Raw genomic sequence first — 15,103 nt, forward strand, 5'->3', positions numbered from 1 at the left:
CATGAGCATGGTGTCGCCCCCTTCACAAGATGCGCACCATGCCCAACCCGATGCCGAAATTCTGGCTTGGCTGCGCCTGCTGCTGACACCGGGTCTTGGACGCACCACGGCACGCCGCCTGCTGGCCAGAGCCGGTAGTGCAGACGCGGTCTGGCGGCTGCCGCTGTCCACATGGGCGGAATGCGCCACTCAGGCTCAGATCAAGGCTCTGACAGAGCTCCCGGCAGACTGGGAAAAACATTGCAGCATCCTGGCTCGATGGCTGACCTCGCCCGCACCGGGCATCTTGCACACCGCGATCCATCTGGGCAACTCTCAATATCCGGACTGCCTGCTGCAGACCGAAGATCCGCCCCTGCTGCTGTTTGTCCAAGGTCCAGCGGCACTGCTGGCATCTACCCGGCCCTGGTTTCCCTATCCCGCCACCCTGGCCATGGTGGGCAGCCGCAATCCATCCGCCCAGGGCCTCATCAATGCGCGCAGCATGGCCAAGGCCCTGGCCGAGCAAGGACTGTGCATAGTCTCAGGTCTGGCACGCGGCATCGATGCAGCCGCCCATGAGGGAGCACTCCAGGCCCGGCCAGGCCCTAGCCCCTGCACGATTGCCGTCGTCGGCACCGGACTCGATCAGGTCTATCCACGCGCTCACGCCAAGCTGGCACAGCAAATTGCCCTCCATGGGCTGGTCATCAGCGAATACCCGCTGGGCAGCGAGCCCCTGCCCCGGCATTTCCCTCAGCGCAACCGCATCATCTCCGGCCTGTCGCAAGGCACCCTGGTGGTGGAAGCCGCCCTGCAGTCTGGCTCGCTGATCACGGCCCGCCTGGCCAACGAGCAGGGGCGTGAAGTCTTTGCCATCCCCGGCTCCATCCACGCGCCGCAGGCCAAGGGCTGCCATGCGCTGATACGCCAGGGGGCCAAGCTGGTGGAAACCGCTGACAATGTGCTAGAAGAACTTCAAGGACTGAAGCTCGCACCGGCCAAAGCCGAACAAGCGCAGGAAGCCATCAGAAGTAAAGCATCGACACCGGATAACCCGTTGCTGCAGGCGCTGGGCCATGACCCCATGACACTGGAGTCATTGAGCGATCGCACGGGCTGGGATGCCGCCCATTTGCAGGCGCAGCTGATGGAACTGGAACTCGACGGCCTGGTCGCGCGCCTGCCTGGCGGCCTGTACCAGCGACTAACGCAAGGCTGAAGCGTCCCGGACAGGTATATCCCGACAAGGCGACGCCAAGCAAGGGCCGCTCCCTTCCCTGGCGCAGCGCATAGAGAAAGGGAAAGGATGCAAAACACCTCAGGGGCTTAGGCCAGTCTTTCCGGATTCGCCTGAATTTTCTGCAGTGCATCGCGCGTGGCGCGCACCGTCAGGGCTTCGGCATCATGCACCGCGAGCAAGCCGGCCTGCAGATAGGTCGCCATGCGTTGCGCCTGCAGCAGATAGCAATGTCCATCCAGCGAGGCGAACAAATGCAGATGCTTGCGACGGCTATGCCAGACATATTGCACCTGCACACGGGCACCGTTGTGATCCAGCGTGAACCAGCGGCCGCTTTCCAGCGACTGAGCCCACTCCAGCATGGCGGGCTCCACCGGGCTGTCAGTGTTGGGAATGACGTTCAGATCGCCCGCATCCACGCCCAGCATCAGCTCTATGCTCTCGCTGGACAGCGGCATATCGTCGAGCTTGCCGTCCTCGCTGATGTATTTTTCCAGCTCCGCCAGGCGCTTGGCCATGGCCTCGATGCGCTCGGCCGGAATGGCTGCCGTCTTGGACATGAAGGCCTGGGCCAGCGTATCGGTCAACACCTTGATCGCGGCAGACTGTGCATCGCCGGTCACGCTCACCAGCTCCAGTCCTTCACGCAAGGTCTGCAGCAAGGTCGGCAGGCCCTGGATGACACGCGCACGCTCCTGGCGCAAGGGCTTGGCGCTGGCCGACCAGACCAGCTCGCTGGCCGCCTGCTTGAGGCGCATGGCCCGCGCATCCTTGGCGCCATAGCGCACGGTGGCCATGGCCAGCACATCGGCCCAGGATTTGAAGAGAAAGTCTCGCACCTCTTCGCGCACCGGCATATCGGTGAGCATATTGCGCAGCTCTATGGTGTATTGGATGGCCAGCGTTTCCTTCTGCTCCACCTGCTGAGCCACGCTGGTGATCTTGGCCGTTGACCGGTTCTGGGCAAAGTGCCTGGTGAGGAATTCCTCGAACTCGCGCAGCACCAGCGCAAAGACCTTCTGCCCGGTCTCGGGGTACTGCTCGATCACCTGGACCACGCGGCGGATCTCGGTCTCCAGCGCATTGCCGTTGATGCTGCTGGCATCGAAGCCCATGACGCAGGAGCCCATGCGGTCGATCAGCTTGCGCGCCGGGTGGTTGAGATCGCTGAAGAACTGCGGCTCGGCCAGGGCCACGCGCAAAACGGGGACCTGCAAGCGCGCGAACCACACGCGAATGGACGGCGGCAGCCGGTCTTCCGAAAGAATGCTCTGGAACATCAGCGCGACCACCTCGATGGTCGCCTTCTCGCTCTTGGTCTCGGCCTTTTGCTTCCAGTCAGCCGAGCGCTCGCGCACCAGGTTGACCAGCTGGCCGATCGCTGCCGGGCTGTAGTCCATGGCGGGCATGGCCATGGCCGAACCGGCCGCAGACGGATACTGGGCCTGGAGTTCGGCCGCCATCAGCTGTTGCTGCTCCTGCAGCGCCTGCGCCAGAGCGGCAGACGCCGGAGGCATGGGAACGACAGGCGCGCCAGGCATCAGACCCGGAATGCCGACCGCAGGCTGGCTCAGCACCTGGCGCAGCTGATTCATGGCATCCAGCGCGCGATGTCGTGCCCGCGCCAGCATGCCCAGGCCGGCGCTGGCGCCTGGCGGCAGGGCAATGCCCGGAGCCATCCCGGGCCCGGTTCCCAGACCGGCAGCCATACCGGCCGGCATGTACTGCATGGCAGAGTTGGCCCAGCCCGCATCGGACGCATTGCCATAGCCACTGCTTGCGCCCAGATGCATGGCACCGGTGGACGGGCCGCCCTCGGTACGTCGCACGCGCAGCGGGGCATCCTGGGCCTTGCTGACACCCTTGGCATCCAGCAGCTTGTGCAGGATGCTGTATTCGGACTCCATCAGCGGTGCCAGCGCATTCTGCAGGGGCTCCACGGCCCTGAGCAAATGCTTGCGCTCCATGCCGCTGCCCAGCCATTGCTCGACCAGATGCAGGCAGATGGTCTCGGCACGGAACATGTCCCGGGAAGCCAGTTCATGGCCCTCCAGGGCCTGGATACGCAGGCGCATGGCCTCGAAACCGGGCTGCAGCGTCTCTCCCATGGCCAGAGCCATGCGGGAGGCAAGAATCTTGTTTTCGACGACATCGTCGCTGAGCAGCTCGAAGGTCAGCGGAGCCGAGCCCGACGAGCTGCTCTCCGTACTACCGGAGGGCGGCTTGCGCGCAGCCTGCTGCAGCGCCTGAGCGCCTGCCTGCAACCAGGCGTCCTTGTTCTGCTGAAAGCCAACCCAGGCCTCGCGCCATTCCTGCATCTCCTTGGCCGTGGTGACGGCACTGCTCTGGCTGGAGAGGAATTCATCCAGCTGCTGAGCGACCTTGGGCAGGCCCTGACAAATGCCATGGACCCAACGCAAGCGCGCCTGCCAGCCCAGCTGTTGCGGGGCCGCAGGCGCGGTGGAGGAAGACTGCGAGAGAGCCATTCCGTAAGTGTAATGGCGGCAGAAGCAGTTACGCCCCCGCCGCAATGGTCAAAACTTCAGACCACGGCTCCCGCATTGGGATCATTGGGATCTTGCGACCCGGGCTTGGCTGGAGCCTTGACCAGATCTTCGCGCTTGACGCCCAGCCACATGGCAATGGCAGCCGCCACGAACACCGAAGAATAGATACCGAACAAGATACCGATCGTCAGCGCCAGCGCAAAGTAATGCAGGCTGGGGCCGCCAAAGAAGAACATGGACAGCACCATGGCTTCGGTCGAAGCGTGAGTGATGATGGTCCGGCTCATGGTCGACGTGATGGCGTGGTCGATCACCTCGTGGGTACTGAGCTTGCGGAACTTGCGGAAGGCTTCGCGGATACGGTCGAAGATCACCACGGACTCATTGACCGAGTAGCCCAGCACGGCCAGCACGCCTGCCAGCACGGAGAGCGAAAACTCCCACTGGAAGAAGGCGAAGAAGCCCAGGATGATGATCACGTCGTGCAAGTTGGCAATGATGGCCGCCACACCGAACTTCCACTCGAAGCGGAAGGCCAGATAGATGATGATGCCCAGCACCACCATGCCCAGCGCCATCAGGCCGTTGTGCATCAGCTCATCGCCCACCTGCGGGCCGACAAACTCGGTGCGGCGCAGCGTGACCTCGGCATCCTCGGCCTTCAGTGCAGTGATCACGCGCTCACTTTGCTGAGCAGTCGTCACGCCCTTTTGCACGGGCAGACGAATCATCACATCCTTGGATGTACCGAAATTCTGGACGATCACATCGGCATAGCCGAGCTTGGAAACGGTTTCACGCACCTTGCCGATGTCGGCAGGCTGGGTGTAGGCCACTTCCATGACCGTACCGCCCGTGAACTCCACGGACAGATGCAGGCCGCGCGAGAACAGGAAAAAAACGGCCAGTGCAAAGGTGATGAAGGAGATCGCGTTGAAGACCAACGCGTACTTCATGAACGGAATGTCTTTTTTGATGCGGAAGAACTCCATGATCTTCCTCCTTAATTGTTGCCGCCGCGACCGGCCACGGAACGGTGACCTTCACCCTCAGGCTTCCAGACCTGACCGATGGCGAGGCTCTTGAGCTTCTTGCGACCGCCGTACCAGAGATTGACCAGGCCACGCGAGAAGAACACGGCCGAGAACATGCTGGTCAGAATGCCGATGCAGTGCACCACGGCAAAGCCACGCACCACCCCAGAACCAAAGGCCAGCAGTGCCAGACCCACAATCAGCGTGGTCACGTTCGAGTCCAGGATGGTGTGCCAGGCATGCTCGTAACCGGCATGAATCGCCGCCTGGGGCGAGGCACCGGCACGCAGCTCTTCGCGAATGCGCTCGTTGATCAGCACATTCGAGTCGATGGCCACACCCAGCGCCAGCGCCATGGCGGCAATGCCGGGCAGGGTCAGCGTGGCCTGCAGCATGGACAGAATGGCCAGCAGCAGCAACACGTTGATGCCCAGAGAGATCGTGGAAATCACGCCGAACAGCATGTAATAGACACACATGAAGGCAGCAACGGCCACCATGCCCCAGACCACGGAGTGGATACCGCGGTCGATGTTGTCGGCACCCAGGCTTGGGCCGATGGTGTATTCCTCGATGATCTCCATGGGCGCAGCCAGCGAACCGGCGCGCAGCAGCAGCGAGGTGTCGTTGGCTTCAGCCGTAGTCATGCGACCCGAGATCTGCACGCGGCCGCCGCCGATTTCGCCACGAATCACGGGAGCCGTCACCACTTCGCCCTTGCCCTTTTCGAACAGGATGATGGCCATGCGCTTGCCCACGTTCTCGCGCGTCACGTCCTTGAAGATGCGCGCGCCCTTGGCGTCCAGCGTCAGGTTGACGGTGGGCTCCTGGGTCTGGCTGTCAAAGCCGGGCTGGGCATCCGTCAGGTTCTCGCCGGTCAGCGTCACCTGCTTTTGCACGATGATGCTCTGGCCGTTGCGGTCCAGGTATTTCTCGGAGCCGAAAGGCACGGGGCCGGAGCCCATCTCGGCAGCACGCGCTTCGGCGGACTCGTCCACCATGCGCACTTCCAGTGTGGCAGTACGGCCCAGAATGTCCTTGGCCTTGGCCGTGTCCTGCACGCCGGGCAGTTGCACCACGATGCGGTCAAGGCCCTGCTGCTGGATCACTGGCTCGGCCACGCCGAGTTCGTTGATACGGTTGTGCAGCGTGACGATGTTCTGCTTGAGCGCCTGCTCCTGCACCTTGCGCAGAGCTTCAGGCTTGATCGAGGCTACCAGCTTGAAGCCCGTGCCGTCAGGCGTGGAAGTGGCCGCCAGATCGGGGAACTGGTCCGCGATCAGATTGCGCGCCGCCGTCAGCGTGGCTTCGTCGCGCACGCGGATGGTGACGTTGTTGCCGTCGCGGCTGACACCGCCATGGCGGATATTCTTGTCGCGCATCGAAGAGCGCAGATCGCCCGCATAGCTCTCGGCCTTCTTGGTCAGGGCCGCCGCCATGTCCACCTGCAGCATGAAGTGCACGCCGCCACGCAGGTCCAGACCCAGATACATGGGCTTGGCGCCGATGGCCGTCAGCCAGTCGGGCGAGCGCGACACCAGGTTCAGCGCCACGATGTAGGAAGGGTCGGTGGGGTCGGAGATCAGGGCCTTCTGGATGACGTCCTTGGCCTTGAGCTGCTCGTCGGGCGTATCGAAGCGGGCGCGCACCGAGGAGCCTTCCAGCGACATCGATGTGGCTTTGACACTGGCCGCGCTCAAGGCGGATTCCACCTTTTGCAGCACCGCGTTGTCCACCTTGACGGTGGACTTGGCCGAGGACACCTGCACGGCAGGCGCTTCACCAAAGAAATTGGGCAGGGTGTAGAGCACCCCCACCAGCAGCGCGATCACGATGATCGCGTACTTCCAGACCGGGTATCGGTTCATGATCGCGCTCTTTTTTTTACAGCAACGCACAACGGGTACGCGCACTCTGGTCGAGCGCCGTACCCCTCAAAATCCACAGCGGACAGGCTTACTTGGCCGTGCCCTTGGGCAGCACTTGCACCACAGCGGAGCGCTGGATCTGGACTTCCACGCCGGAAGCCACTTCGATGTAGATGAATTGCTCGGCCATGCGGGTCACGGTGCCGATGATGCCGCCGGCGGTAGCCACTTCATCACCCTTGGCCAGCGCGTCGATCATGGAGCGGTGTTCCTTCTGGCGCTTCATCTGGGGACGAATCATCACGAAGTACAGCACCACGAACATCAGCACCAGAGGCAGCATGCCGGTGAGCGAACCCATGAAGCCGCCTTCAGCAGCGGCGGCAGGAGCGGTCTGGGCGAAAGCAGAAGAAATGAACACGAAAAAGACTCCGAAAGAGTGAATTTGTCAGGAATAGGTCCCGGCAGGCGCGCACTTGCGCGATCTCGCCAGGTCAGCGGGACATTGTATTCGGCTGGCTTGTACCCAAGATTGGCATGGGCTGCCGCGCAGCACAGGCATTCCCTGATGCGATGGGGACCTCCCGTCCCACATCAACAAAGCCTGCAAAAAGCATAGCTATCAGCGCATTGCCTGTATTGTTCTGTGATTGTTTTATATTTGAATATCACTCAATACAGGCGCTGGCAGCTATCAAATCCAGATAGCCCACTGCCAGCATCGCCTCTGGCCTGAATACAAAGGCCGGGTCGCCCCGGCCTTGTTGTGATGCGCCTCGGCGCAATTAGTTCACTGCCATCAGCTTGACCGCTGACGCAGCAGGTACAGCCGAGCCATTCCAGCGAGTCATCAAGGACTGCCACTTGATGCGCGCAGCCGCCAGATGGTGCTCTTTGACATGACCGTAGCCTCGAATGTCTTCGGGGATGGAGGCGATCTCCACGGCCAGCGCCAGCTTGTCGGCCGTCAAGCCCGTCAGCAGGGTTTCGATGCACTGGCGGTATTCGACGATCAGGGCGCGCTCGGTACGGCGCTCCTCGGTGCGACCGAAGGGATCGAGCGCCGTGCCGCGCAGTCCCTTCATGCCGGCCAGCCAGCCCATGGCCTTGCGCATCCAGGGGCCATAGGACTTTTTCAGCAGATGGCCCTGCTCGTCCTTCTTGGCAAAACCGGGGGGCGCCAGGTGATGGACGAGCTTGTAGTCGCCCTCGAACATGTCGCTGATCTTCTGGGTGAAGGCCGCATCGGTGTGCAGACGCGCCACCTCGTACTCGTCCTTGTACGCCATGAGCTTGAACAGATAGCGCGCCACGGCCTGGGACAGGCGCGTGCCATGCGCCAGCGGCTCCTCCGCGGCGCGCACCTTGGCCACGAAATCGCGGTACTGCCGGGCATAGGCCGCGTTCTGGTAGGCCGTGAGGAACTCCACACGCTTGTCCAGCATTTCCTCCAGCGACGGCTTCTTGACGAACTGGATCACCTGCGATGCCTGATACAGAGCGCGCACGGCCTCCAGATCATGGGCGCAGCGGCGGCCCCATTCAAAGGCCTCCTGGTTGCGCGCCACCTGCACGCCGTTGAGCTCCATGGCGCGCATCAGCGAGGCATGGCTGAGCGGCACCCTGCCCTTTTGCCAGGCGTAGCCCAGCATCATGGGGTTGGCGTAGATGCTGTCGCCCAGCAAGGCCGTGGAGGCCTTCTCGGCGTCGAAGCTGCCCAGGGCGCCCTGGCCCACGGCCTCGGCCAGCGCCGTGGCGCAGCGTGCGGCAGGCGACTGCCAGTCGGGATTGCCCACGAAGGTGGCCGTGGGTGCGGCATGGCTGTTGAGCGCCACATAGGTGCGCCCCGGCTGCATCACGGACAAGGTGGTGGGCGTGGCCGCCACGATGGGGTCGCAGCCTATGACCAGATCGGCCTTGGCCATGTCCACCTTGGTGGTGTAGATGGCATCGGCGCGGTTGGCGATCTGGATATGACTCCAGGTGGAGCCGCCTTTTTGCGCCAGACCGGCCGCATCCTGGGTGACCACGCCCTTGCCTTCCAGGTGTGCGGCCATGCCCAGCAGCGAACCGATGGTGATCACGCCCGTGCCGCCGACACCGGCCACCACGATGCCCCAGGCCTGCTCGGCCACGGGCAGGACGGGCTCGGGAATATGGGGAAGGGCCTCCAGGCTGCCCTTCTTCTCCTGCCTGGGCTTCTTGAGCTGACCGCCTTCGACGGTGACAAAGCTGGGGCAGAAGCCCTTGACGCAGGAATAGTCCTTGTTGCAGCTGTTCTGGTTGATGCGGCGCTTGCGGCCGAACTCGGTCTCCACGGGTTCCACCGACAGGCAGTTGGACTGCACCGAGCAATCGCCACAGCCCTCGCAGACCAGCTCGTTGATGACCACGGTCTTGTCGGGCGTGCTCAGCGTGCCGCGTTTGCGGCGGCGGCGCTTTTCGGTGGCGCAGGTCTGGTCGTAGATGATGGCCGTGCAGCCCTGGAGCTCGCGGAACTGGCGCTGGATCGCATCCAGCTCGTCGCGGTGGTGCACGGTCACGCCCTCGCCCAGCTTCACGCCATCGTATTTCTCGGGTTCGTCGGTGACGATGACCAGCTTGCCCACGCCTTCGGAGAGCAGGCTGTTCATGATCTGCAGCACCGAATGGCCTTCGGGCCGCTCTCCCACGCGCTGGCCGCCCGTCATGGCCACGGCATCGTTGTAGAGCACCTTGTAGGTGATGTTGGTGCCGGCGGCAATGCTCTGGCGTATCGCCAGCAGCCCGCTGTGGAAGTAGGTGCCGTCACCCAGATTGGCGAAGACATGGGCTTCCTTGGTGAAAGGCGCCTGCCCCACCCAGGTCACGCCCTCGCCGCCCATCTGCGTGAAGGTGCTGGTGCGGCGGTCGGGCATCCAGGTGGTCATGTAATGGCAGCCGATGCCGGCCACGGCGCGCGAGCCTTCGGGCACGCGTGTCGAGGTGTTGTGCGGGCAGCCGCTGCAGAACCAGGGCGTGCGGTCGCCGGTCGAGACTTCCTTGGCCGCCTTGATCGCCGCTTCGCGGGCGTCGAGCACGGCCAGACGCTGCTGCATGCGCGTTTGCACATGCTCGGGCACGCCCAGCTTGTTCAGGCGCTGGGCAATGGCGCGCGCAATGATGGCGGGAGTCAGATCGGCCGTGGGGCGCAGCAGCCAGTCGGTGCTGGGGTTGGGCAGCGACCATTCGCCACCATGCTCGTCGCTGAACTTGCCCACCACATTGGGGCGCACGTCGTAGCGCCAGTTGTAGAGCTCTTCCTTGATCTGGTATTCGATGACCTGGCGCTTTTCCTCGACCACCAGAATCTCCTGCAGGCCGCGCGCGAAATCGCGCGTGATCGTGGCCTCCAGCGGCCAGACCACGTTGACCTTGTGCAGCCTGATGCCCAGCTGGTGGCAGGTGTCCTCGTCCAGCCCCAGGTCGGCCATGGCCTGGCGCGTGTCGTTATAGGCCTTGCCGCTGGCGATGATGCCGAAGCGGTCGCTCGGCCCCTCGATCACGTTGTGGTTGAGCTTGTTGGCGCGCACATAGGCCAGGGCTGCGTACCACTTGTAGTTCATCAGCCGCGCTTCCTGCTCCAGCGGCGGATCGGGCCAGCGGATATGCAGGCCGCCGTCCGGCATCTGAAAGTCTTCGGGCAGGATGATGTTGACGCGATCCGGGTCCACCAGCACCGAGGAAGAGGACTCCACCACCTCCTGGATCGTCTTCATGCCCGACCACAGGCCCGAGAAACGGCTCATGGCAAAGGCATGCAGGCCCATGTCCAGGATGTCCTGCACATTGCTGGGGAAGAAAACCGGCGTGCCGCAGGCCTTGAAGATGTGGTCGCTCTGGTGCGCGGCCGTGGAGGACTTGCTGATGTGGTCGTCGCCCGCAATCGCAATCACGCCGCCATGCCTGGCCGTGCCCGCCATATTGGCGTGCTTGAACACGTCGGAGCAGCGGTCCACGCCCGGCCCCTTGCCATACCAGATGCCGAAGACACCGTCGAACTTCTTGGTTTCGGGATAGAGATCGAGCTGCTGCGTGCCCCAGACGGCCGTGGCGCCCAGCTCTTCGTTCACACCGGGCTGAAAGACGATGTGATTCGCCTCCATATGCTTTTTGGCCGCCCACAGGGACTGGTCGTAGGTGCCCAGGGGCGAGCCGCGATAGCCGCTGATGAAGCCCGCGGTATTGAGCCCGGCCTGCGCATCGCGCAGCCGCTGCAGCATGGGCAGGCGGACCAGGGCCTGCACACCGCTCATAAAGGCGCGGCCGCGGGCCAGGGAATATTTGTCGTCCAGAGTCACAGACTCCAGGGCGCGACGGACTTCATCGGGCAAAGGGGCATTCATGGCTTGTCTCCATGTGGGTGACCACCCGTGGCAGCTGTTGGCTACCAGAGCAGCATATTGCTTTGGGCATTCCTGCGCCAGAGGCACGGAACGCAACTTGTTTGAGCAAAGTTTAAGGAAAACACCCCGAATAGAGCTTTCTTTTTATTGCCGGGATTAACCTAGTTTTTGAAAGAATATTGCTGTAAATTGCGAATCATGAACCAACTTGATCGCTTCGACTGGGCCATCCTGAATGAGCTGCAGATGGATGGCCGCCTGACCAATGCCGAGCTGGCCCAGCGTGTAGGCCTGTCCGCCGCGCCCTGCTGGCGGCGCGTGCGCGCGCTGGAGGAGTCGGGCTATATCACCGGCTATCACGCCACGCTGGACCGCCACAAGCTGGGCCTGGGCGTGCTGGCCTTTGTGCGCGTGGATGCCGCACAGAACACCGCCGACATCACGCTGCGCATGGAGGAAGCCATTCGCCTGCTGCCCGAGGTCACCACCTGCCACTACATCAGCGGCGCGGGCACCTTCGAGCTGCAGGTCGTGGCCAGGGATCTGGAGAGCTTTTCCGGTTTCGTGCGCAATGTGCTGCTGCGCCTGCCTAACGTCAAAGACGTGCACACGATTTTTTCGCTGGGCGAGGTCAAGTCCAGCAGCGCGCTGCCGCTGCCCAGCACGCTGACGCACGCCTGAGTGCCGCCCGCGCCAGCCCGGCGGCACTCAAAAGTGAAGCATATGCCGCTTGGTTCATCGCAAATGCAGATTCAATCCATATTGAAATCCTTGTCCATCAAGCGCTAAAAGCTCACTTATCAATAGCATCCAGCGCATGAGCATCACTGGGCGCCGGGCCGGGCAGGTTTGAGAAACTACGTATTTGTCAGCACAACTTTCCTGCTACAGAATCGTGTCCCATGGCCCACGATGATTCCGCAGCACGCGCTCCCCAAAATCCAATAATTTCAGAATCCGGCCAGGTCCCTGCAGGCAAGCTGCTGGAAGATCCCTCGGCCATGCATGACGGAGGCGCGCCGCCTGCCGCGGCCCCGGGCGTCTGGACACCACTGGCCACACCCACCTTCCGCATGCTGTGGATGATCTGGATGACGGCCAATATCTGCATGTGGATGAACGATGTGGCGGCCGCCTGGCTGATGACATCGCTGACCACCTCGCCCGTGCTGGTGGCGCTGGTGCAGTCGGCCTCCACCCTGCCGGTCATGCTGCTGGCCCTTCCCAGTGGCGCGCTGGCCGATATCCTGGACCGGCGCCGCTATTTCATCGTCACCCAGTTCTGGGTGGCTGCCGTGGCGCTGCTGCTGTGTCTGGCCGTGCTCTCGGGCCAGCTGACGCCCTATCTGCTGCTGGCCCTGGTGTTTGCCAACGGCATCGGCCTGGCCATGCGCTGGCCGGTGTTCTCCGCGCTGATCCCCGAGCTGGTGCCCAAGCACCACCTGCCTTTTGCGATGGCGCTCAACGGCGTGGCCATGAATGCCTCGCGCATCATCGGCCCGCTGGTGGCCGGGGCCGTCATCGCCAGCCTGGGCAGCGCCTGGGTGTTCGTGCTCAACGCAGCTCTGTCCATCGTCTCGGGCTTTGTGCTGCTGCGCTGGAAACGCCAGCAGCCCGCCAACCCGCTGGGCCGCGAGCGCCTGGGCTCGGCCATGCGCGTGGGCCTGCAGTTCATCCAGGAGTCGCCGCGCATGCATGCCGTGCTGCTGCGCACCGTCTGCTACTTTCTGCAGGCCGCCGCCATCATGGCGCTGCTGCCGCTGACGGCCCAGCGCCTGGACCACGGCACGGCCAGCAGCGGCAGCGCCGGCACCTTCACGCTGCTGCTGGCGTCCATGGGCGCGGGCGCCATCCTGGGCGCCATGCTGCTGCCGCGCATACGCCAGATGCTGTCAGGCGAGCGCACGGTGCTGGCCGGCGTGGCCGCGCAAAGCCTGGCCACGCTGACCGTGGCCTTCGCCCCCCATATCGCCGTGGCCGTGCCGGGCATGATGCTCTCGGGCCTGGCCCTGCTGGCCACGGCCAACACGCTGGGCGTGGCCGCGCAGATGGCCCTGCCCAACTGGGTGCGGGCACGTGGCATGTCCATCTACCAGATGTCCATCATGGGCAGCACGGCCATCGGCGCCGCCATCTGGGGCAAGGTCGCCAGCCTGGGCTCGGTGCAGATCAGCATGGCCGTGGCCGCCGTCAGCGGGCTGACGGCGCTGCTGATCGTGCAGCGCCTGAACCCGGACCGCGACATCGAGGAAGACCTCAGCCCTTCGCGCGCCTTCACGCCGCCGACAGCCGCGCTGCCGCCCGAAGCCGGCCGCGTGGTGGTGACCATCGAGTACCTGATCGACCCGGCCAGGGCCGGCGCCTTCCGCGATCTGATGCAGCTGAGCCGGCGCAGCCGCCTGCGCCAGGGCGCGCTGGCCTGGAGCCTGCTGCACAGCATGAGCCAGCCCGAGCGCTTCGTGGAGCAGATCACCGACGAGTCCTGGACCGAGCACCTGCGCCGCTTCGAGCGCGTGACGACGGCCGATGTGGCGCTGCGCGACCGCAAGCTGAGCTTTCACAAGGGCAAGGAGCCGCCCGTGGTGCAGCGCTACTTCACCGACGCTCTCTAAAAGAGAGCTTCCAGCGCTTTCAACACAATGATTTCAGATAAATATTTACTGAAATTCATTGACCAGAAAGCGCTGGCAGCTCCTGTTTCTGCATCAGCGCAGATGCGGCGCCGATCCGGCCAAGGCCTTGGGCCAGAAGGCCCAGAGCTTGAGCGGCTGCTTGATGCGGCCCGCCACATCACCGGCCTCGGCCCCCCAGCCCATGAAATAGTCGGCGCGCACGGCGCCCAGAATGGCGCTGCCCGTATCCTGCGCGAACACCAGGCGGTTGAGCGATACCGTGGGGCCGGGCGTGGACAGCCAGACCGGCGTGCCGTAGGGGATGCTGTTGCGGTCCACGGCAATGGAGCGGCCCGGCGTCAGCGCCACGCCCTGCGCTCCCTTGGGGCCGAACTGGGCATCGAAGTCGTTGAGCGCCTCCTCGCGGAAGAACACATAGCGCGGATTGCTCCAGAGCATCTCGTTGACACGCGAGGGATTGGCGGCAATCCAGGCACTGATGCCGGGCCAGGTGGCATCGCGCACCAGGTTCTGATCGAGCAGCCAGCGGCCCACGCTCTTGTAGGGCTGATCGTTGGTGCCGGCATAGGCCACGCGGATCATGCGCTGGCGGCCGTCGGCCTCGGTCAGCATCAGCCGGCCCGAGCCCTGGATATGCAGCACCAGCATGTCCACCGGGTCGCGCAGCCAGGCAATGGCACGGCCGGCCAGGGCGGCCTGCGCCTCGGGGTTGGTATCGATCTGCTGGCGCGTGAACCAGGGCTTGCGCTTGCCAAAGCCCTGTGGGACCTGGTAGATGGGCACGTTGAAGCCGTTGCCCTGTACACGGCGCGCCTCGTACAAGGGCTCGTAATAGGCGGTCAGCATGCCGTCGGGGCTGCCCGTGGTCGCTTCGATGCGATAGGGCTGCAGCGTGTTGATCATCCAGCTGCGCTGCTCGTCTTCCGAAGCAATGCTCAGCCTTCGCACCTCGCCGCACAGATTGGCAAACACGGTGCTGGGACGCTCGCAATTCTTGATCCAGGCATTCCAGGCCTCGTTCAGGGAATCCTGGGGCACGCCGGGCAGCTCGCCCCAGTCCACCGCCACCCAGCGGCTTTTAGTCGGTACATTGGCGGTGAACGGCGGCTTGGCTGCGGAAGCCGGCCCGCCATGCGGAGCCATCTCGGGCACCGATGCCGGGTCGTTTTGCTGCTTGGTGGTGGTGCATGCCACCAGGGTTCCTACAATCAGCGCCAGTGAAGCACGGCGCAGGAGATGGAAATTCATGGGTCTGATTTTGCTTGAAGCACTGCTGGCATTGGCCATTTTGGTCGCTATTGTGTGGTGGACCATGTTCTCAGGTCGAAAAAAGGGTGAGTTGCCGGCCCCGGTCGAGCCGGCGCCGCACAAAGAAGTGCTTGCAGACCCCGAACAAGATCGCTCTAATCGAGCTTAGCCCATGGCGCTGCAGCCACTGCAGCGCGGGCTGCATGTGACAATCTTTTGCATCAGAA

General features: G+C 63.7%; 10 protein-coding genes. 4 read left to right on the plus strand and 6 right to left on the minus strand.

Annotated features, from left to right (window positions below):
- The first annotated feature begins 7 nt into the window (after positions 1–7).
- Positions 8–1,201, plus strand: coding sequence for a DNA-processing protein DprA (gene dprA, locus NOX35_RS26270; RefSeq protein WP_182285076.1), 1,194 nt, complete (start codon positions 8–10; stop codon positions 1,199–1,201).
- 107 nt (positions 1,202–1,308) lie between these two features.
- On the opposite strand, the gene NOX35_RS26275 is transcribed toward dprA, so the two are convergent.
- The 5 genes from NOX35_RS26275 to NOX35_RS26295 all read right to left on the minus strand — a co-directional run bounded on the left by NOX35_RS26275 (position 1,309) and on the right by NOX35_RS26295 (position 10,995).
- Positions 1,309–3,708 carry a DUF1631 domain-containing protein gene (locus NOX35_RS26275; protein WP_182285077.1) on the minus strand — a complete coding sequence of 800 codons (2,400 nt, stop codon included), beginning with the start codon at positions 3,706–3,708 and terminating at the stop codon, positions 1,309–1,311.
- A 56-nt stretch (positions 3,709–3,764) separates the two neighbouring features.
- On the minus strand, positions 3,765–4,721 hold the full coding sequence (gene secF / locus NOX35_RS26280) for a protein translocase subunit SecF (RefSeq protein WP_003072247.1): 957 nt from the start codon (positions 4,719–4,721) through the stop codon (positions 3,765–3,767).
- An 11-nt stretch (positions 4,722–4,732) separates the two neighbouring features.
- Positions 4,733–6,631, minus strand: coding sequence for a protein translocase subunit SecD (gene secD / locus NOX35_RS26285; protein ID WP_256495257.1), 1,899 nt, complete (start codon positions 6,629–6,631; stop codon positions 4,733–4,735).
- An 88-nt stretch (positions 6,632–6,719) separates the two neighbouring features.
- On the minus strand, positions 6,720–7,052 hold the full coding sequence (yajC, locus tag NOX35_RS26290) for a preprotein translocase subunit YajC (protein WP_003066810.1): 333 nt from the start codon (positions 7,050–7,052) through the stop codon (positions 6,720–6,722).
- Positions 7,053–7,416: 364 nt separating this feature from the next.
- Positions 7,417–10,995, minus strand: coding sequence for an indolepyruvate ferredoxin oxidoreductase family protein (locus NOX35_RS26295; RefSeq protein WP_256495258.1), 3,579 nt, complete (start codon positions 10,993–10,995; stop codon positions 7,417–7,419).
- Positions 10,996–11,193: 198 nt separating this feature from the next.
- On the opposite strand from NOX35_RS26295, the gene NOX35_RS26300 reads away from it, so the two are divergent.
- Both NOX35_RS26300 and NOX35_RS26305 read left to right on the plus strand, forming a co-directional pair.
- Positions 11,194–11,676 carry an Lrp/AsnC family transcriptional regulator gene (locus tag NOX35_RS26300; RefSeq protein ID WP_003072240.1) on the plus strand — a complete coding sequence of 161 codons (483 nt, stop codon included), beginning with the start codon at positions 11,194–11,196 and terminating at the stop codon, positions 11,674–11,676.
- A gap of 221 nt (positions 11,677–11,897) precedes the next feature.
- Positions 11,898–13,607 (plus strand): MFS transporter, encoded by a 1,710-nt coding sequence (locus NOX35_RS26305; protein WP_182285079.1) that lies wholly within the window; start codon positions 11,898–11,900, stop codon positions 13,605–13,607.
- A gap of 93 nt (positions 13,608–13,700) precedes the next feature.
- Here NOX35_RS26305 and NOX35_RS26310 read toward each other — a convergent pair whose 3' ends face one another.
- Positions 13,701–14,876 carry a murein transglycosylase A gene (locus tag NOX35_RS26310; protein WP_182285080.1) on the minus strand — a complete coding sequence of 392 codons (1,176 nt, stop codon included), beginning with the start codon at positions 14,874–14,876 and terminating at the stop codon, positions 13,701–13,703.
- On the opposite strand from NOX35_RS26310, the gene NOX35_RS26315 reads away from it, so the two are divergent.
- Positions 14,875–15,045: a hypothetical protein gene (locus tag NOX35_RS26315; protein ID WP_003072234.1), complete on the plus strand. Its 171-nt coding sequence runs from the start codon at positions 14,875–14,877 to the stop codon at positions 15,043–15,045. The genes NOX35_RS26310 and NOX35_RS26315 overlap by 2 nt on opposite strands.
- Positions 15,046–15,103: the final 58 nt, after the last annotated feature.

The sequence above is a fragment of the Comamonas sp. C11 genome, from assembly GCF_024496285.1.
GTDB lineage: Bacteria > Pseudomonadota > Gammaproteobacteria > Burkholderiales > Burkholderiaceae_C > Comamonas > Comamonas testosteroni_F.

Excerpts from the sequence above, each read along its gene's own strand:
- secF (WP_003072247.1), bottom strand. The coding sequence starts at position 4,721 with ATGGAGTTCTTCCGCATCAAAAAAGACATTCCGTTCATGAAGTACGCG.
- secD (WP_256495257.1), bottom strand. The coding sequence starts at position 6,631 with ATGAACCGATACCCGGTCTGGAAGTACGCGATCATCGTGATCGCGCTG.
- NOX35_RS26300 (WP_003072240.1), top strand. The coding sequence starts at position 11,194 with ATGAACCAACTTGATCGCTTCGACTGGGCCATCCTGAATGAGCTGCAG.
- NOX35_RS26295 (WP_256495258.1), bottom strand. The coding sequence starts at position 10,995 with ATGAATGCCCCTTTGCCCGATGAAGTCCGTCGCGCCCTGGAGTCTGTG.
- dprA (WP_182285076.1), top strand. The coding sequence starts at position 8 with ATGGTGTCGCCCCCTTCACAAGATGCGCACCATGCCCAACCCGATGCC.
- NOX35_RS26315 (WP_003072234.1), top strand. The coding sequence starts at position 14,875 with ATGGGTCTGATTTTGCTTGAAGCACTGCTGGCATTGGCCATTTTGGTC.
- NOX35_RS26305 (WP_182285079.1), top strand. The coding sequence starts at position 11,898 with ATGGCCCACGATGATTCCGCAGCACGCGCTCCCCAAAATCCAATAATT.
- NOX35_RS26275 (WP_182285077.1), bottom strand. The coding sequence starts at position 3,708 with ATGGCTCTCTCGCAGTCTTCCTCCACCGCGCCTGCGGCCCCGCAACAG.
- NOX35_RS26310 (WP_182285080.1), bottom strand. The coding sequence starts at position 14,876 with ATGAATTTCCATCTCCTGCGCCGTGCTTCACTGGCGCTGATTGTAGGA.